Source organism: Streptomyces sp. NPDC021115, assembly GCF_044333065.1.
Classification (GTDB): Bacteria; Actinomycetota; Actinomycetes; order Streptomycetales; family Streptomycetaceae; genus Streptomyces.
This window is the reverse complement of sequence record NZ_JBIRQF010000003.1, coordinates 792,893-809,375: the sequence shown is the minus strand read 5'-3', so window position 1 is coordinate 809,375 and position 16,483 is coordinate 792,893. Positions and strand designations below refer to the sequence as shown.

General features: G+C 72.5%; 15 protein-coding genes. 1 reads left to right on the top strand and 14 read right to left on the bottom strand.

The features are described 5' to 3' along the window. Nucleotides 1-48: 48 nt before the first annotated feature. From ACH4TL_RS13615 to ACH4TL_RS13590, 6 genes are all read right to left on the bottom strand, one after another. Entirely contained in the window at nucleotides 49-1,080 is a 1,032-nt protein-coding gene (locus ACH4TL_RS13615) for a class I mannose-6-phosphate isomerase (RefSeq protein WP_398327144.1), read from the bottom strand. Nucleotides 1,081-1,181: 101 nt separating this feature from the next. Continuing rightward, nucleotides 1,182-2,195 (bottom strand): tagatose 1,6-diphosphate aldolase, encoded by a 1,014-nt coding sequence (locus ACH4TL_RS13610; RefSeq protein WP_398327141.1) that lies wholly within the window; start codon nucleotides 2,193-2,195, stop codon nucleotides 1,182-1,184. After that, nucleotides 2,182-3,522, bottom strand: coding sequence for an ADP-dependent glucokinase/phosphofructokinase (locus ACH4TL_RS13605; RefSeq protein WP_398327138.1), 1,341 nt, complete (start codon nucleotides 3,520-3,522; stop codon nucleotides 2,182-2,184). The genes ACH4TL_RS13610 and ACH4TL_RS13605 overlap by 14 nt, the downstream gene beginning before the upstream one ends. After that, a complete protein-coding gene (locus ACH4TL_RS13600; protein ID WP_398327135.1) occupies nucleotides 3,519-4,400 on the bottom strand; it encodes a carbohydrate ABC transporter permease in 882 nt (293 codons plus the stop codon). Before ACH4TL_RS13600 ends, ACH4TL_RS13605 begins: the two co-directional genes overlap by 4 nt. A gap of 3 nt (nucleotides 4,401-4,403) precedes the next feature. Further along, a complete protein-coding gene (locus ACH4TL_RS13595) occupies nucleotides 4,404-5,423 on the bottom strand; it encodes a carbohydrate ABC transporter permease (RefSeq protein WP_398327132.1) in 1,020 nt (339 codons plus the stop codon). After that, the gene (locus tag ACH4TL_RS13590) at nucleotides 5,423-6,760 is read right to left on the bottom strand and encodes an ABC transporter substrate-binding protein (protein ID WP_398327129.1); all 1,338 of its coding nucleotides are present in this window, start codon (nucleotides 6,758-6,760) and stop codon (nucleotides 5,423-5,425) included. The genes ACH4TL_RS13595 and ACH4TL_RS13590 overlap by 1 nt, the downstream gene beginning before the upstream one ends. 197 nt (nucleotides 6,761-6,957) lie before the next feature. On the opposite strand from ACH4TL_RS13590, the gene ACH4TL_RS13585 reads away from it, so the two are divergent. Next, the gene (locus ACH4TL_RS13585) at nucleotides 6,958-7,770 is read left to right on the top strand and encodes a DeoR/GlpR family DNA-binding transcription regulator (protein ID WP_398327126.1); all 813 of its coding nucleotides are present in this window, start codon (nucleotides 6,958-6,960) and stop codon (nucleotides 7,768-7,770) included. Between the two features lie 63 nt (nucleotides 7,771-7,833). Here the strand turns inward: ACH4TL_RS13585 and ACH4TL_RS13580 are convergent, their stop codons facing one another. Genes ACH4TL_RS13580 through ACH4TL_RS13545 form a run of 8 tightly spaced genes read right to left on the bottom strand, consistent with a single transcriptional unit; the run spans nucleotide 7,834 to nucleotide 16,481 of the window. Further along, entirely contained in the window at nucleotides 7,834-9,117 is a 1,284-nt protein-coding gene (locus ACH4TL_RS13580; protein ID WP_398327123.1) for an NAD(P)/FAD-dependent oxidoreductase, read from the bottom strand. 11 nt (nucleotides 9,118-9,128) lie between these two features. Next, nucleotides 9,129-9,794 carry a haloacid dehalogenase type II gene (locus ACH4TL_RS13575; protein ID WP_398327120.1) on the bottom strand — a complete coding sequence of 222 codons (666 nt, stop codon included), beginning with the start codon at nucleotides 9,792-9,794 and terminating at the stop codon, nucleotides 9,129-9,131. Between the two features lie 29 nt (nucleotides 9,795-9,823). Continuing rightward, a complete protein-coding gene (locus ACH4TL_RS13570) occupies nucleotides 9,824-10,759 on the bottom strand; it encodes an aldo/keto reductase (RefSeq protein WP_398327117.1) in 936 nt (311 codons plus the stop codon). Continuing rightward, entirely contained in the window at nucleotides 10,759-12,282 is a 1,524-nt protein-coding gene (locus ACH4TL_RS13565; protein ID WP_398327114.1) for an aldehyde dehydrogenase family protein, read from the bottom strand. Before ACH4TL_RS13565 ends, ACH4TL_RS13570 begins: the two co-directional genes overlap by 1 nt. After that, nucleotides 12,279-13,253: a succinylglutamate desuccinylase/aspartoacylase family protein gene (locus ACH4TL_RS13560; protein WP_398327111.1), complete on the bottom strand. Its 975-nt coding sequence runs from the start codon at nucleotides 13,251-13,253 to the stop codon at nucleotides 12,279-12,281. The genes ACH4TL_RS13565 and ACH4TL_RS13560 overlap by 4 nt, the downstream gene beginning before the upstream one ends. A gap of 41 nt (nucleotides 13,254-13,294) precedes the next feature. After that, nucleotides 13,295-14,692: an aminotransferase class III-fold pyridoxal phosphate-dependent enzyme gene (locus ACH4TL_RS13555; RefSeq protein WP_398327108.1), complete on the bottom strand. Its 1,398-nt coding sequence runs from the start codon at nucleotides 14,690-14,692 to the stop codon at nucleotides 13,295-13,297. After that, nucleotides 14,689-15,552 (bottom strand): ABC transporter permease, encoded by an 864-nt coding sequence (locus ACH4TL_RS13550; RefSeq protein ID WP_398327105.1) that lies wholly within the window; start codon nucleotides 15,550-15,552, stop codon nucleotides 14,689-14,691. The genes ACH4TL_RS13555 and ACH4TL_RS13550 overlap by 4 nt, the downstream gene beginning before the upstream one ends. Further along, nucleotides 15,549-16,481 (bottom strand): ABC transporter permease, encoded by a 933-nt coding sequence (locus ACH4TL_RS13545; RefSeq protein ID WP_398327102.1) that lies wholly within the window; start codon nucleotides 16,479-16,481, stop codon nucleotides 15,549-15,551. Before ACH4TL_RS13545 ends, ACH4TL_RS13550 begins: the two co-directional genes overlap by 4 nt. Between the last annotated feature and the right edge of the window lie 2 nt (nucleotides 16,482-16,483).

The following is a 16,483-nucleotide window of genomic DNA, read 5'->3' as shown; positions in this document are numbered from 1 at the left end:
AGCAACTGATTGAAAGGATCGATCTTCGCTGACGCGCCGCTACGGGGTTCAGTGCCCGGGTGCGGGCGGGCGGCAGCGCAGGGCGGTCACCCGCCCGGACAACCGGGCGGGGCCCGCGGCGTACGGAAGGAGCACGGTCTGCCCCTCCGTCACTTCCAGCGAGGGCCCGGAGGCGCAGGTCAGCGTCCCGGTGCCGGTGAGGCAGACCAGCACCGAGAAGCCCGCGTCCAGCGTGGCCGCCGGTTCGCCCCGGCACAGCTCGGCGCGGAACCAGGGGTCGGCGGCCGGTGGGAGCACGCTTCCGGTCCCGGCCGCCGCGCCCGGTCCGCGCAGCCGGTCCAGAGCGGCGGTGGACAGGCCCCGGCGGTCGACGCCGTCGAGGGCCAGGTCGAAGCCGAGGCCGAGATGGCCCTCGGCGGCCCCGTCGATCGCGAACCCCTCCCACTCCAGCAGCACGGAGAAGTCGGTCGGCTCCTGGAGTTCCACCAGCAGCACCCCCGCCCCGATGGCGTGCGGCAGGCCCGCCGGGCACAGCAGCGCGTCGCCGGGGGCGACCGGCACCCGGTGGACGGCGTCCAGCATCGCGCCCGCGTCCCCGGCCGCGACCCAGCCCGCCAGCTCGCGGGCGGTGACATCGCGGGCGAAGCCCAGCCGGATCTCGGCGCCGGGGGCGGCGTCGAGCACGTACCACGCCTCGGTCTTGCCGTGCGCGCTGTCCAGGTGGGTACGGGCGAACGCGCGGTCCGGGTGGGTGTGCAGGGGCAGCCGCTGACCGGCGTCCAGCAGCTTGACCAGCAGCCCGGTGTCGGCCCCGTACGCCGCCGTGTGCTCCGGCCCGAGCCATGCGCCCGGGTCGGCGGCCACTGCGTCGGCCAGCCGGGCGCCGCCCGGCAGCGTGGTCAGCCCGGCCGGGGACCGGGCGAAGCGGGAGGTGGTCGAGGCGACCCAGTCCTCGGGACGGTAGCCGTCACCGGTCGGCGCGGTGCGCCGGAAGCGGGCGATGGCGCCGGAGTCGCGGTAGAAGGAGCGCGGCTGATTAGGCGTCAGCGGGACGGGCGCGACGGCGGGCTCGGCGGTCATGCGGACTTCTCCCGGTCGGATACGGCCGTACGGAGGGTGGGCGCTGGAGACGGGGAGCGGCGGGCGGGTCAGGGGCGCCCGCCGCTCCCCGGGTCAGGGGGTCAGCCGGCCGGGTGCCAGTCGTGGAACCAGCCCTCGGGCAGCCGGTCCAGCGCGTGGTCGAGGGAGCGGCCCGGCAGGTACGGGCGGCCGTGCTCGCGGATGACCGCGTTCAGCTCGTCCAGCCGCCCCCGGGCCTGCTCGATGCCCTTGGCGCGCTCGGCCGGGTCATGGGTGGAGACGGCGTCGCGCCAGATGGACCGGCCCGCCAGGTAGCCGCACGCCCCGGCCTGCGCGGAGATCCGCACCTGGGTGCGGAAGTCCTCGTAGCCGACGCCCGCGGACAGGATCACCCACGGGACGCGCACCGAGGAGTCCAGCTCCTTGCACGCCGCGGCGGCCGCCTCGCGGCCCTGCTCGGTGTCGACGTAGCCGGGGAACTCGACCTTGAGCATGTCGACCCCGAGCCGGTCGGCCTCCACGGCGGACTCGATGATGCCCGCGACCCGGCGCTCCTTCCACTCCGCCGAGGACGGGTCCTCGCCGGGCAGCGGGTACCAGATGGGCTCGACGACCAGCGGCAGGCTCAGCTCCGCGCACTCGTCCACCAGGTCGCGTACCACCTGGCGCTGGTGTTCTGCGGTGGCCGGGTCGCCGTCCGGGCGGTACCACCACAGCAGCTTGGCCACGTCGGTGCCCGCCAGCTTGATCTGCCGGGTGGACCAGCCCTCGCGGTGGCGGGTGCGGCGCGGCCCCTCGGGGATGCTGTAGTCCTCGTCCTCGATGCTGGCCATCAGACCGACATCGCGCGGCACGGCGCCGCTCGCGGTGAGGTGGCCGACGCCGTAGTGGGCGTCGAGGAGTACGGCGGTCACGCTGGGCGCGACCGCGCGGATGACGGCGTCCTTCGCCCGGACCACGTCCGCGAAGCCCACCGTGGAGGGGTCCGGGGCGAGCAGTTCGGCGAAGTCCGAGAGATGGTCGAGGGCGCAGATCAGGAAGAAGCCGTCCTCGCTGGTCACACGGGTCAGTCCGCGCAGCTTGCCCGGGTCGGTGGTCAGGTCAGGCGTGGTCATCGGGGTCCTTTCGGATACGGGTCGGGGCAGGGCCGGAATCGAGCGAGCGGGCGAGCAGCAGCCCGCCCACGAACGTGTCACCGAGGCCGATGGTGGCGGCGGGCCGGCTGAGGTGGGGCGCGGGGACGCAGTCCGCACGCAGCCCCTCCTCCAGCGGCCCGTCGGCCGGGCGGTCCTCGGTGTAGTCGGCCGCCGGTGGCGGCTCCAGGTCGGCGGCGGGGGCGCCGCGCGCGGCCCGCGCGGCGGCGAGCAGACTGCCCGTCATCAGCGCGGTCCGCTGTTCGGTGGGGTCGCCGCGGTGGACGGCCAGCACCCAGCCGTCCGCGTGCACACACACCCGCTCCAGGCCGTACGCGGTGGCGAACCGGGCCGCGGCGGTGACGGGCGAGGTGCGGGCCGAGGGACCGGCGAGCGCGGCGAGTTCGGACAGGCTCATGCCGACGGAGTCGGCCAGCGGGGCGTACTCGTCGCATCCCGCGCGCAGGGCGCGGACGCTGGCGAACTCGGCGAGTTCAAGGTGGAGCAGCGGCAGCCCGGCGTCCCGCCAGGTGCGGACGACGTCGGTGAGCCAGGCCCGATCGGCGGGCCCGGTGCCGTCCTCGGGCAGTCCGTTCATGCCGGACAGCAGGCCAGCCGCCGCGGTGCGGGCCAGTTCGCCGGAGCGGGCGGCGAACCACTCGTCGCGCTCGATCCCGTCGTCCATGAACCGCAGGATGATCCGGGAGGAGCGGGGCAGTCCGTCCGGCAGTCCGGGCGCGGAGGTGCCGGCGGCGAACTCCAGGATGCTGTGCGGCTGTTTGGCCGCGCCCGGAGCGTCCGTGTCCTGCCCGGTCAGCCGCCCGGCGGGGGCGGTGCCCCCGGCCGTGCACAGCGTCACATCGGGGTGCAGCACCGCGAGTTGCCCGGCGCTGCGGTCGGCCAGCGGGACGACGCTGGGCGCGCCGAGCACGGCGAGCGCCCAGGACGCCTGCGGTCCGGTGCCGCCGAGCTGCACCCGGTCGGGCGCGCCGAGCAGCGTGCCCACCCAGGCGGTGCCGCCGGGCCACGGTACGGCGATCTCGCCGCCGCGCCCGTGGTGGATGCGGCCTGTGACCTCGGCGGCGATCTCCCCCGCGGGTCCGGCCGCGGTGGTCGACGCGGCGAGGGCGGAGATCCGGTCCGGGTCCATCCGGTAGACGTGGTCGACGCAGGCGCTGAACCCGGCCAGCACGGGCGCGGCCCGCCGGGCCCCGGCGCGGACCCGGTCGGCCAGCGCGCGGTACCGCTCGGCCCACAGCTCGTCGCGGGCGACGACGCGCGGGATGGAGAGGCCGGTGCGGGAGGTCACTCCTTCACCGCCCCGGAGGTGATGCCCGCGACGATGCGGCGCTGGAAGAGCACCACGATCAGCACCAGCGGCAGCGTGACCACGACGGACGCGGCGGCCATGTCGCCCCAGGGGACGAAGTACTGGGACTGGAAACCCGCGATGCCGACCGGCACGGTCTGGTGCTCGGGCGAGGAGGTGAAGGCCAGCGCGAGCATGAACTCGTTCCAGTTGGTGATGAAGCCGAGCATTCCGGCGGCCGCGATCCCGGGCAGCGCGAGCGGCAGGATCACGCTGCGCAGGGTGCGCAGCAGTCCCGCGCCGTCGATGGCCGCGGCCTCGTCCAGCTGGGTGGGCAGGGACCGGAAGTGGGCGTACAGCACGAAGATCATCAGCGGCAGGGCGAGCCCGACGTACGAACCGGAGAGACCCGTATAGGTGTCGAGCAGCCCGAGGGAGTTGAGCACCAGGTAGAGCGGGACGACGATCGAGATCTGCGGGAACATCGACAGGCCGAGGACGACGGCGAGCACCACGCCCTTGCCGGGCACCGGCAGCCGGGCGAGCGCATAGGTGGCGAGCGCCGCCAGCGCCAGTCCGATCGCGGTCGCGGTGACCGTGACGATGACGCTGTTGACCAGGTACTTGCTGAACTCGTAGTCGGTGAACACGGCCCGGTAGTGCTCCAGCGTGCCCGGAACGGGCAGCCAGTGCGGGGTCACCGATGACAGATCGCGGTCCCGCTGGAACGAGGTGCTCAGCTGCCACAGGAACGGTGCGACGGACCACAGCACGACGCCCGTGACGGCGGCCCGGAACAGCATCCGGCGGGTCAGGGCCCGGCGGCGGGCCCGGATGGCGGCGGGCGCGGCGGGGACGGGCGCGGGGATGGCGGCCATGGCTCAGCCCTCCAGGGCGCGGTAGCGCCGGCTCAGGTAGTAGGCGAAGCCCGCGGCGATGAGCACTTCGGTGGCGAAGGCGGCGGTGGCGATCATCGAGCCGTAGCCCAGTTCGAGGCCGGAGAACAGGGTCTTGTAGCCGAAGGTGGACAGCGTCTCGGTGGAGTCCGCCGGTCCGCCGCCGGTGAGGACGTACGGCAGGTCGAAGACCCGGAAGGCGTCGAGGACCCGGATGAGGGCGGCGATCAGCAGGGCGGGCGCGATCACCGGCAGGGTGACGGAGCGGAAGGTGCACCAGGGCGAGGCGCCGTCGATCTTCGCGGACTCGCCCAGTTCCCTCGGTACGGTCTGGAGCGCGGCGAGCACCAGAAGCGCCATGAACGGGGTGGTCTTCCAGACGTCGGCGAGCCCGATGGTGGGCAGGGCGGTGTGCGGATTGCCGAGGAAGTTGATGTAGCCGTCGGTCAGATGGAGGCGGGTCAGCAGATAGTTGGCGACGCCGGACTGCCCGTCGAAGATCCAGCCGAACATGCGCGAGGTGACGACGGTGGGGATGGCCCACGGGATGAGGACGGCGGCGCGGGCCCAGCCGCGGCCGCGGAAGGACTGGTGCAGGACGAGGGCGAAGCCGATGCCGAGCGCCGTCTCCACCAGGGTGGTGCCGAAGGCGAACGCCACGGTGCGCCACCAGGCGTTCCAGAACAGGCCGTCGCCGAGCAGCCGGGACAGATTGGCGGTGCCGGTGAAGTGCGATCCGGTGGAGAACCCCGCGTCGTGCAGGGAGAGCCACAGGGTGCGCAGCACCGGGTAGAGGGAGACGGCGAGGACGGCGGCGAGCGCGGGCGCCAGCAGCACGACGCCCATCAGGCGCGGGCCGGCGGACGAGGACTCGCGCGGGGTTACGCGGCGGCGCGGGGCGTCGGGATCGGGCGTGAGCTGCGGCTGCTCCAGCGAGGGGGCACGGTGCTTGCCGCGCAGCGGGGAGTGTCCGGGCGTTCTGTGGAAGAAGGCGAGGTGGCCCATCAGACGATCGCCTCCAGGTCGCGCCGGGCGGAGCGGAGGGTGCCGCGCACATCGCCGTAGACCAGGGCGCGGGAGACCGCGGACTGGAGGGCGAGGCTCACCCGGGAGTAGTGCGGGGTGACCGGCCGGGGCACTCCGTTGCCGAACGCCTCCTTCAGCTTGACCATCGCGGGCTGGCCCTTGGCGAGCTTCTTCTCGTCGTAGACCGAGACGCGGGAGGGGGCGTTGCCGAAGTCGAGCGCGAAGGCGAGCTGCGCCTCGGTGCCGGCGAGCCAGTGCAGGAAGTCCATGGCACCTTCCTTGTTGCGGGATCCCGCCGCGACACCGAGCTGGTAGCCGCCGAGGCAGGAGGAGGACGTGCCGCCGGGAAAACTGGGCAGCGGGGCGACGTCGACCTTGCCGACGACCTTGGACTGGTCCGGGTTCTGGGAGACGCCGTAGACATAGCTCCAGTGCCGCATCATCCCGACCCGGCCCGCGGTGAACGGGCGGCGGCTGGGCTCCTCGTCCCACGAGAACACCTCGGACGGGCTGACCTTGTAGCGGTACACCAGGTCGCGCATGAACTGGACGGCCTCGACGCAGGCGGGGCTGTCCACGCCGACCGCGCCCGAGGGGTCGATGATGTGGCCGCGGTTGGACGCGATGAACTCGACCAGGTCGCACAGCAGGATCTCGGCCTGCTTGGCCTGCCACAGATAGCCCATGGGCACCCGGCGGGCCTGCATCTCGGCGGCGACGTCGGCCAGTTCGTGCCATTGGGTCGGCGGCTTCCGGCCGAGCGCGCGCATCAGGTCGGTGCGGTAGTAGAGGCCGCCCGCGTCGACGTACCAGGGCAGGGCGACGAGACTGCCCTGGTAGGTGCACGCCTGAACCACGCCGGGGAAGAAGGAGCGCCGGAGCGCCGCGGAGACGTCGCCGTCCAGGGGGTGCACCCAGCCCGCGTCGGCCAGCTCGGCGATCCACACCACGTCCTGGGCGAAGACGTCGACCGTGCCGTCCTTGCGGGCCAGCAGCTGGGTGAGCTGCTGATGGCATTCGGTGCTGGAGCTGGGCGGCGGCAGATTGCGGACGGTCACCCGGTAGCGGCTCTGGGCGGCGTTGTAGCGGTCGGCGAACGACTGCATCCCGGCCGCGCCACCGGTGAACGCCGCGCAGGCGAAGGTGAGTTCGGTCCGCTTGCCGCCACCGCCGCCCACCCGCGCGGCCGGTTCGTCACCCCCGCACGCGGTGAGCAGGGGCGTGGCGGCGAGCGCGCCGAGCGCTGCGGCGCCGGTGGAGAGCGCCCGGCGGCGGCTCCACGGTGGCTCGGGTGGGGTGGGTGGGTGCGGCTCCACGGAGACTCCCTTGACGCGGCACAAAAGCTATGCAGGAGGGGTACGCAGAAAGACGTACAAAGAAGCGCTGGTTTATGCGGCTCTTTGCTGCAAGCTACGGCGGCGGGACCCACCGGTCAAGGGTCGTGCTGCGGCTTCTTGCGGTAAGGTGCGAGAATCTGCGGTGTTGCGCAGCGTCGAGAAGGGGGACCCACACGATGACGTCAGCAGCAGAGGGCACCCGGGCGGCGAATCTGCCCGCGCGCCGCCGCGCCGACCTCACCGCCTTCATCCAGCAGCGCGGCCAGGCCACCATCGGGGAGCTGGCGAAGGAGTTCGCCGTCTCGGTCGACACCGTACGGCGCGATCTGGACCATCTGGCGGCGCGCGGCCTGGTGGCGCGCACCCACGGCGGGGCGGTCCCGGGCGGCGAGCTGGCCACGGCGGACAGCCCGGTGACCGACCGGCTGAACGAGCGCCGGGAGGCCAAGGACGCCATCGGGGCCGCCGCAGCCCGTCTGGTGCGGGACAACGAAACGCTGCTCGTCAACGGCGGCACCACGGTGCTCTCGGCGGTGGCCGCGCTCGGCGGACACCGGGGGCTGACGCTCGTCACCAACAACCTGCGGGTGCCGGGGATGGCTCCGGCCCAGGCCCTGCGCGATCTGTTCGTGCTCGGCGGCGGCTGCCGGACCACCGCACTGGTCACCATCGGCCCGATCCGCTTCCCCGACACCGCCGGGGTGAGCGCGGACACCGCCCTCATCGCGGTGGGCGGGGTCAGCGCCTCGGGGCTCTCGGTGTCCAACATCCCGGAGGCCCAGATGATCCAGGAGATGATGGACTCCGCGTCCCGGGTCGTGGTGCTGGCGGACTCCGCCAAGTTCGAGCGCCGGGCACTTGCCCTGATCTGCCCGCTCAGCCGCATCGACGTGCTGGTCAGCGAGCGGCCGCCGGGCGATGAGCTGGCCCGCGCCCTTGAGCGGGCCGACGTCACCCTCGCCGGTCCGTACCTCCCCGAGGACGGCTGACCCGAAAACGGCTGAACCCCGCCGGGCGCACAGGCACGGCGGGGCCCCGGGGCGGCCGGCGGATCACATGAGCCGGTCCTTGGCCTTGTAGTACGCCCCGGCGAAGGGCAGAAACCACGCCGTCCCGTTGTAGAAGGGCACCGGGATCTTCGGGAAGCCGATGCCGCGCAGCGGATTGGCCTCCGGGTGGCCGTCCATCACCTCGGCCATGGCGCGGCCCATGTACGTGGCCATCTGGACACCGTGGCCGCAGTAGCCCATGGAGTAGTACACGCCGTCGGCCTGGCCCGCGTGCGGGATGCGGTCGTAGGAGAACCCGACGCTGCCACCCCACACGTAGTCGATACCCACGTGGCTGAGCTGCGGGAAGATCTCCGCCATCTCGCGCTTCAGCACCGCTCCGCTGCGGCGGTCCGAGGCCGGGTCGGAGGGGGCGAAGCGGGCCCGGCCGCCGAAGGCGAGGCGGTTGTCGGGGGTGAGCCGGATGTAGTGGCCGATGTTCTTGGAGTCGACCACCAGCCGCGCCTTCGGGATGACCTCCCGGGCCAGCTCCTCGCCCAGCGGCTCGGTGACGATGACGAAGCTGCCGACGGACACCAGCCGCTTGCGGAACCACGGCAGCGACCGGTCGGTGTACGCGTCGGTGGCGGCCATCACCTGCTTGGCGCGGACGGTCCCGTGCAACGTCTCCACCAGGAAGGAGCCGTCCCGGTCGCGGGTCACGGCAGTGGCGGCGTTGCGCTCGTGGATGCGCGCCCCGGCCCGTTCGGCGGCGTCCGCGAGGCCGTGGACGTACTTGCCGACGTGCAGAGCGGCGCTGAGCGGGTCCAGCAGCGCGCCGTGGTAGTAGTCCGAGCCGAGTTCGGCGCGCAGCTCATCCCGGCTCAGCAGCACCGTCTCATGGCCGAAGTTCTCGGCCAGATCGCGCTGCTGGGCCTTCTTCTGCTCGAAGTGTTCGGGCTTGTACGCCACGCCGAGCCGGCCGCACCGGGAGAAGTCGCAGTCGATGCCCTCCTTCTCGGTCAGCTCCTCGACGACGTCGACCGCCTCGCGGAAGGCGTCGTACAGCTCACGGGCGCGCGGCTGGCCGTAGCGCTTGCGCGCCTCGCCGGTGGAGATGGTGATGCCCTGGGTGCACATGCTGCCGTTGCGCCCCGAGGCACCGGAGCCGATCTTGTCCTTCTCCACGAGCAGGACCTCGGCGCCCTTGCGGGCGCTGTGCAGGGCGGTGGACAGTCCGGTGAGACCACCACCGATCACCGCCACGTCCACGCTCTCGGGGAGCTCCTTGCCCGAGCGGTCGGGGAAGGGCGGGGCGGTGTCGAGCCAGTACGGGATCTGCTTCATCGGACGGCTCCTCACACACCGAGCAGGGCGGGCAGGCCCGACAGGTCGGACAGCTCGTCGTAGGGCTGGTAGGCGGTGCTGCCCCGGCGGCCGAACCGGTTGATCCACACCCGGCGGGCAAGACCCAGGTCACGGGTGGGGATGAGGTCGTACTCCCAGCCCTGGGCGGTGTGGATGACCTGGGACGGGTCGACGCCGATGGTCTTGTACGCGTACTCGAAGGTCTCCCGGGACGGCTTGTACGCACCGGCCTGCTGGGCCGTGATGACATGGTCGAAGTCCACGCCGATGCGCTCGATGTTCCGCGCGATCAGATCGTCGTTGGTGTTGGAGATGATGGCGATCTCATAGCGGGACTTCAGGGCCCGCAGCGCGTCCGGCACCTCGGGGAAGGGCCCGAAGCCGGACACGGCCGCCACCAGGGCGTCGCCGTCGGAGGCGCGGAACTCCAGTCCGTGCAGCCGCATCGCCTTCTCCAGGCTGGAGTGCAGCACCTCGTCGTACGGGCGGTAGGCCTCCAGGACGGCCTGGAAGCGCATCACCCGGAAGTTGTCGATGAACTTGTCGACGTCCAGCCCGTCCAGATCGAGCCGGTCCCCCAGCGTCTTCAGGGTCGCCGGAACGAGTTCGAAGTCGACGAGGGTGCCGTAGGCGTCGAAGGTCACTACCTGGCGCATGTTCTCCACCTCATTGGTTGTCATATGTGTCAGACCACCCGTTCGCCGGGGGCCACGATGGCGTCGAGGGCGGCCAGATCGGCCGCGTCGGGTATCCATTCGGCCGCCGCCGCGTTGGCGGTGGCCTGGTGCGGGGTCATCGCCCCGCAGATCACGGAGCCCACCGCGGGGAGCGCGGCGAGCCCGCCGACCGCGACCCGCAGCAGCGGCTGGCCGCGCTCGGCGCCGTAGGCCGTCAGCGCCTCGACCCGGTCGAGGGCCGCGTCGGTCAGCCACCCCTCCCGCCAGGACAGCCGGCTGCCGGGCGGCGGTGGTTCGCCCCGCCGGTACTTGCCGCTGAGCAGGCCGTTGGCCAGCGGATAGTACGGCAGCAGCGCGGTGCCCAGCCGGGTGGCCGCGGGGGTCAGCCCGGTTTCGGCGGTGCGGTCCAGCAGGTGGTAGCGGACCTGGGTGGAGACGAACCCGGCCAACAGCTGCGGCCCGGTCATGTTGGAGCAGCCGTAGTGGCGCACCACGCCCTCGGCCACCAGCTCCTCCAGCGCCGCGACGGTCTCGGCGACCGGGGTGACGCCGTCCGGCTCGTGGTACTGGTACAGGTCGATGTAGTCGGTGCCCAGCCGCCGCAGCGACATCTGGACGGCGTGCCGGAGGTACGCACGGGAGCCGCGCGGGCCGAAGCGGTCGTACTCCGGCCCCATGGCCATGCCGAACTTGGTGGCCAGCACCACGGTGTCGCGACGGCCCTTGAGGGCCGCGCCGAGCAGCCGTTCGCTGTCCCCCGCCTGGCCTCCCCCGCCGTAGCCGCCGTAGGTGTCGGCGGTGTCGAAGAGGGTGATGCCCGCGTCCAGCGCGGCGTGGACGACGGCCCGGGTGGCGTCCTCGTCCAGCCGTGAGCCGAAGTTGTTGCCGCCGAGGCCCACCACCGAGACGCGTGGCCCGGTGGCCCCGAGCTGCCGGTAGCGCATCAGCCCTCCCCTTCCGCAGCGCCCGCGCCGAAGCCGATGCACACGTTCTTCAGCTGGGTGTAGCTGTCCAGGGCGGCCAGCCCCTTCTCGCGTCCCCATCCGCTGTGCTTGTAGCCGCCGAAGGGCAGCTCCACTCCGGTGCCCACACCCACCGCGTTGACGTTGACCTGCCCGGCCCTGATCCCGTCGGCGAGGCGCAGCGCCCGGTTCAGGTCGCGGGTCCACACGTACGAGGACAGGCCGTACGGGGTGTCGTTGGCGAGGGTGAGGGCGTCCGCCACGTCGTCGAACTCGATGACGGTGATGACCGGGCCGAAGATCTCCTCCTGGGCGGTGCGGGTGTCGTTGGTGAGCCCGGTGAGTACGGTCGGCCGGATGAAGTACCCGTCGGCGAGCGCCGGATCGTCCGGGCGGCCGCCACCGGTGCGGACCGTGGCGCCCTCCTCGCGGGCCAGCCGCAGATAGCCCTCGACCCGGTCCCGCTGCCGGGCGGAGACCAGCGGGCCCAGGTCGGGGTCGGCCGGGCCCGGCCCCAGCCGCAGCGACTCGGCGTGGGCGACGAGCCGGGAGATGAACTCCTCGGCGAATCCGTCGCCGCGTTGCAGCAGCAGCCGGGTACCGGCCGAGCAGGTCTGCCCGGCGTTGCCGAACACCGAACCCGCCACCGCGCCCAGCGCCAGCTCCACATCCGCGTCGGCGAACACCACGCTCGGGGACTTGCCGCCCAGCTCCACCACCGAGGGCACCACATTGGCGGCCGCGCTCCGGGCGACGGATATGCCGGTGGCCACCGAGCCGGTGAAGGTGATCTGGTCGATGCCGGGGTGTCCGGCGAGGGCCGCGCCCGCCTCGCCGTCCCCCGGCACCACGTTGAGCACCCCGGGCGGCAGCCCGCACTCCAGGGCGATGCGGCCGATCTCCAGCGGCGTCAGGGGCGCCTCGGGGGACGGCTTGAGCACCACCGTGCAGCCCGCGGCGAGGGCGGGGGCGCTGCCGCGGGCGGTGTTCTGGAGCGGGTAGTTGAACGGAATGATCTGCCCGGAGACCCCGATCGGCTCCCGCACGGTGTAGTCGAGCAGCCCGGGGCCGAGCGGCACGGTCGTACCGCCCAGCTTGTCGGCGACGCCCGCGTAGAACTCGAAGTAGCGGGCGGCGGCCTCCACATCGGCCAGCGCCTGGCTCAGCGGCTTGCCCACGTCCAGCGATTCCAGCCGGGCCAGCGCGGCGGCCCGGCCGCGGATCTCGGTGGCGATCCGGTACAGCACCCGCCCGCGGTCGGCGGGGCGCAGCCGCGCCCAGTCGGCGGATTCGAGGGCGGCGCGGGCGGCGGCCACCGCCCGGTCCACATCGGCCCCACCGGCCTTCGCCACCTCGGCGATCGGGTTGCCGTGGGCCGGGTCGAGGACGGTGAAGGTGGCACCGTCCTCGGCGAGGACGGGCTTGCCGTCGACGAGCAGTTCGGTGACGGGCTCGTCGGTGACCGGCGCGTCGGTCGCTTCGCCGGTCGCGGGCGCGTCCGTCATGGCCGGATCTCCCCCTCGACCGCGCCGAAGATGACGACCTCGTCGCCGGGGCGCACGGTACGGATCCGGCGCACCCACAGCACGATGCCGTCCCGCGGGGCGCGCACCTCCTCAAGGACGCTCCCGTAGTGGTCGGCGATGGTGCCGATCAGATCGCCCTCCTTGCACTGTTCGCCGGGCGCCGCGTGGCCGACGAAGAACCCGCCGTCCGCCGAGCGGGCGAACGTGCCGCTCACCGCCGTGTAGCCGGTGCGCAGTTCGGTGTCGCCTTCGATCATGCCCAGTTGGCGCATGATGTTGCGCACCGAGGAGATGTGCAGGTCGACGGTCTCCTCGCGGTACGTGCCGCCGCCCGCCTCGATGGTGATGGCGGGCTTGCCCGCCTGGAGGGTGGACAGCCGGGCCGTGCCGCCCCAGGAGCCGCCCTTCCAGATCAGCTCGTGTCCGGCGGCGAGGCCGATGGGGGTGGCCAGTTCCTCGTAGCCGCCCTGCACGATGGTCAGCGGGGCGATCTCCCCGAAAGTGCCGCCGGTGTGCAGGTCCACCAGCGCGTCGATGGCGGGGATGACCTGGTCGACGAAGGTGGCGGCGAGCCGCAGCGAGTACGAGCCGTCCGCGTCGCCGGGGAAGATGCGGTTGAGGTTGGCGTGGTCGAGGCCGCTGACGCGGGCGGCGGCCTCGAAGGCCGGGGTGTTCACGCACGGGATGCCGACGAGGGTGCCGCGCAGCGTGGCGGGGTCGGTGGCGGCGACGACGCGGCGGACGGCCTCCATGCCGTCGTACTCGTCGCCGTGGACTCCGGCGTCCACGCACAGCACCGGCCCGGGTGCGGTGCCGTTGACGACGAGCAGCGGGATGCCGAGCTGCACGCCGTAGGAGTGGGCGCCGACCGGGATCAGGCCCTGGGCGCGCTCGCCGGGGGCGCAGGTCACGGGGCCGATGCTGTAGGGGGCGGTGTCGGTGGCCGTCATGGGCGGGATACCTCGTATCTGTGAGTGTCCGGGCGTGCGGTTCAGGCGGTGGGCAGGTGGGTGGTGGCCTCGTCGAGGGTGGCGCCGATGATGTCGACGATCCGGTCCAGCAGGGCGCGGTCGCTGATGAGCGGCGGCGCGATCTGCACCAGCGGGGCGGCGCGGTCGTAGACGCGGGCGAGCAGTCCGGCCTCGCGCAGCCGCCGCGGGATGAGGTCGCGTACGAGGGCGGCGCGCAGGGGTGCGCTGAAGGCGCCGTCCTCGGCGTCCCCGGCGAGTTCCACGGCGTAGAAGAAGCCCTCGCCGCGGATGTCGGCGACGATTGGCAGCGGTTCCAGCTCGGCCAGCCGCTTGGCGAGGTGTTCCTGGCCGCCGCGGACACCGGCCAGGATGCCGTCGCGTTCGATGATGTCGATGCTGCGCAGGGCGATGGCCGCGCACAGCGGATGTCCGCCGAAGGTGTAGCCGTGGTTCAGCACCTCGCCGGGGCGGTTGAGGACATCGGCGACCCGGGTGCTGATCATGGTGGCGCCCATCGGCGCGTAGCCCGCGGTCAGCCCCTTGGCGAGGGTGATGAGGTCGGGGCGGGCGCCGTAGCGGTCGCTGCCGAACCATTCGCCGAGCCGTCCGAAGGCGGTGATCACCTCGTCGGCGGCGAGCAGGAAGCCGTACTGGTCGGCGAGGCGTCTGAGCCCCTGCCAGTACCCCGCGGGCGGGGGGATGCAGCCGCCGCGGTTCTGCACCGGCTCGGCGATGAGCATGGCGATGGTCTCCGGGCCCTCGTCCAGGATCGCCGCTTCGAGGTCGGCGAGGAGGAGGCGGGTGAACGCGGCGTCGTCGAGCGGTTCGGGCAGCCGGGCGCGGTTGGTGTCGGCGATGAACCGGGTGGTCACGGCCGGGGGCCCGTACGGCTGGGTGAGGCCGGGGTCGTCGGTGAAGGACAGGGCGCCGAGCGTCAGCCCGTGGTAGGCGCCGCGGCGGGCGATGGCCTTGGTGCGGCCGGGTTCGCCGCGCAGCGTGTGGTACTTGCGGGCGATCTTCCAGGCGGTTTCGACGGCTTCGGCGCCGCCGCCGCTGAAGAAGGTGTACTCGATGTCCTGGGGCGCGAGTTCGGCGAGCCGGTCGGCGAGGGTGAGCGCGGTGGGGTGGGCGGAGCTGGACCACAGCGGGCTGTAGCACAGCTCGCCGAGCTGATGGCGGGCCGCCTCGGCGAACTCGTCGGCGTAGCCGTAGCCGAGCTGGGCGCAGTACAGGCCGGAGAGTCCGTCGATGAAGCGGCGGCCATCGGCGTCGTGGACGTAGGGGCCCTCGCCGCGGGTGACGACGAACAGATCGCGGCCGGGGGCGCCGATGGATCCGTTGGCGGTCATGTTGAGCAGCAGATGCCGCTCAATGGTGGCGGGACCGGTGGTGGGGAGGGGGATTTCGGTACTGGTCATACGGCATCGCCTCCGGGGGCGAGTCCGGCGGTGTTCTCCACCGACAGCAGCGCGTGCTGCCGTCCCGAGCCGATCCAGCGCACCAGGCCCACCAGGACGAGCGCGACCACCGCGAAGGCGATGAGCACGGCGCTGATCGCGGTCACGCTCGGGTCGACGTCGTACGACAGGGCGTTGAAGACCTGCACGGGCAGGGTCACGGTCCCGGCGGAGGACAGGAACTGGGAGATGAAGAACTCGTCGAAGCTGGTGATGAAGGAGAAGATGGCGGCCGCGACGATGCCGGGCGCGGCCAGCGGGAAGGTGATGCGGCGGGCCACGGTGAGCCGGCCCGCGCCCATGCTGGCGGCGGCGTCCTCCAGCCGTTCGTCGATGCCGCGCAGGGTGGCCACCAGGATCATCACCGCGATGGGCGACGCCAGGACGGTGTGGCCGAGCGCGATGGCGATGGGGCTGCCGAGCATCGAGGCGGGTTCGAAGAGCAGGAACAGGCCCAGCGCGGTGACGACCTGCGGAATCAGCAGCGGGCCGAGGACGAGGGCGTACACGGCGGAGCGCAGCGGGAGTTCGCTGCGGGTGAGCGCGGTGGCCGCGGTGATGCCGAGGATCACCGAGAACACGGTGGTGATGGAGGCCACCAGCACGCTGAGCGACAGCGCGGCGGGCCATTTGCTTCCGTCGGCGAACAGCGCCCGGTACCAGCCGAGGGTCCAGGTGGTGGGCGGGAACGAGCCGAAGGCGTCGCCGCCGAAGGAGGTGACGACGATGACGATGATCGGCAGGGCCAGGAAGAGCAGGATGAGGGTGGCGGCCACGGTGAGCGCGATCCGTCCGGTCCAGGTGCCACGCAGTCCGGTCATGACGCACTCCTCTTCCGTGCCGCGCCGAGGGACCCGGCGCCCTTGAGCAGCAGCAGTCCGGCGAAGGTGATGAGCAGCAGGACGACGCCCTGGGCGGCCGCCCCGTTCCACTGGTCCTGCTTCATCACCTGGTCGTTGATGAGCGAGGCCACCATGGTCTGCTTGGTGCCGCCCATCAGGGCGGGGGTGATGTAGTAGCCGAGGCACAGGATGAAGCTGAGCAGTCCGGCGCTGGCCAGGCCCGGGGCGACGAGCGGCAGATAGATCCGGGTGAAGATGCGCACCCGCCCGGCGCCCATGCTGGCCGCGGCGGCGAGCAGCCGCCGGTCGACGCCGCGCATGACTCCGTACAGCAGCAGGACGGTGTACGGGAGCATCACGGCGGTGGTGCCGATGACCACGCCGGTCTCGTTGTAGAGCATCCGGAACGGGGCGCCGGGCACCTTGAGTCCGGTGAGGGTCTGGTTGGCCAGGCCGTGGTCGCCGAGCAGGATGATCCAGCCGTAGGTGCGCACCAGGGCGCTGATGAAGTGCGGGACGACGACGATCAGCATGACAAGACCGGCCCAGATCGGCCGCAGCCGGGAGAGCGCGTTGGCGAGGACGAAGCCGATGGCGAGGCTCAGCAGAGACGTTTCTGCGGAGATCCGCAGCGTGGTGAAAAGCACTGAGAGGTTCGCGCCGCTGAGGGCGGAGGCGTACCAGTGCAGGGTGAGCGAGCCGTCGGCGCTCTTCAGGCTGAGCAGCAGGGTGCCGAGGATGGGGAAGACGAAGAGGACGAGCAGGTAGAGGACGATCGGCGAGGCGTTGAGCAGGCCGATCCGGGCCCTGCGGGTGCCCACCAGCCGATGGCGCAGCCCTCGGGGGCGGCTCGGCTTGGGGGCGCTGTGGGGGCGTACGGGCGCGGGGCGCACCAGGGAACCGGCCATGG

Excerpts from the sequence above, each read along its gene's own strand:
- ACH4TL_RS13615 (WP_398327144.1), bottom strand. The coding sequence starts at position 1,080 with ATGACCGCCGAGCCCGCCGTCGCGCCCGTCCCGCTGACGCCTAATCAG.
- ACH4TL_RS13610 (WP_398327141.1), bottom strand. The coding sequence starts at position 2,195 with ATGACCACGCCTGACCTGACCACCGACCCGGGCAAGCTGCGCGGACTG.
- ACH4TL_RS13600 (WP_398327135.1), bottom strand. The coding sequence starts at position 4,400 with ATGGCCGCCATCCCCGCGCCCGTCCCCGCCGCGCCCGCCGCCATCCGG.
- ACH4TL_RS13595 (WP_398327132.1), bottom strand. The coding sequence starts at position 5,423 with ATGGGCCACCTCGCCTTCTTCCACAGAACGCCCGGACACTCCCCGCTG.
- ACH4TL_RS13585 (WP_398327126.1), top strand. The coding sequence starts at position 6,958 with ATGACGTCAGCAGCAGAGGGCACCCGGGCGGCGAATCTGCCCGCGCGC.
- ACH4TL_RS13580 (WP_398327123.1), bottom strand. The coding sequence starts at position 9,117 with ATGAAGCAGATCCCGTACTGGCTCGACACCGCCCCGCCCTTCCCCGAC.
- ACH4TL_RS13575 (WP_398327120.1), bottom strand. The coding sequence starts at position 9,794 with ATGCGCCAGGTAGTGACCTTCGACGCCTACGGCACCCTCGTCGACTTC.
- ACH4TL_RS13570 (WP_398327117.1), bottom strand. The coding sequence starts at position 10,759 with ATGCGCTACCGGCAGCTCGGGGCCACCGGGCCACGCGTCTCGGTGGTG.
- ACH4TL_RS13565 (WP_398327114.1), bottom strand. The coding sequence starts at position 12,282 with ATGACGGACGCGCCCGCGACCGGCGAAGCGACCGACGCGCCGGTCACC.
- ACH4TL_RS13560 (WP_398327111.1), bottom strand. The coding sequence starts at position 13,253 with ATGACGGCCACCGACACCGCCCCCTACAGCATCGGCCCCGTGACCTGC.
- ACH4TL_RS13555 (WP_398327108.1), bottom strand. The coding sequence starts at position 14,692 with ATGACCAGTACCGAAATCCCCCTCCCCACCACCGGTCCCGCCACCATT.
- ACH4TL_RS13550 (WP_398327105.1), bottom strand. The coding sequence starts at position 15,552 with ATGACCGGACTGCGTGGCACCTGGACCGGACGGATCGCGCTCACCGTG.
- ACH4TL_RS13545 (WP_398327102.1), bottom strand. The coding sequence starts at position 16,481 with ATGGCCGGTTCCCTGGTGCGCCCCGCGCCCGTACGCCCCCACAGCGCC.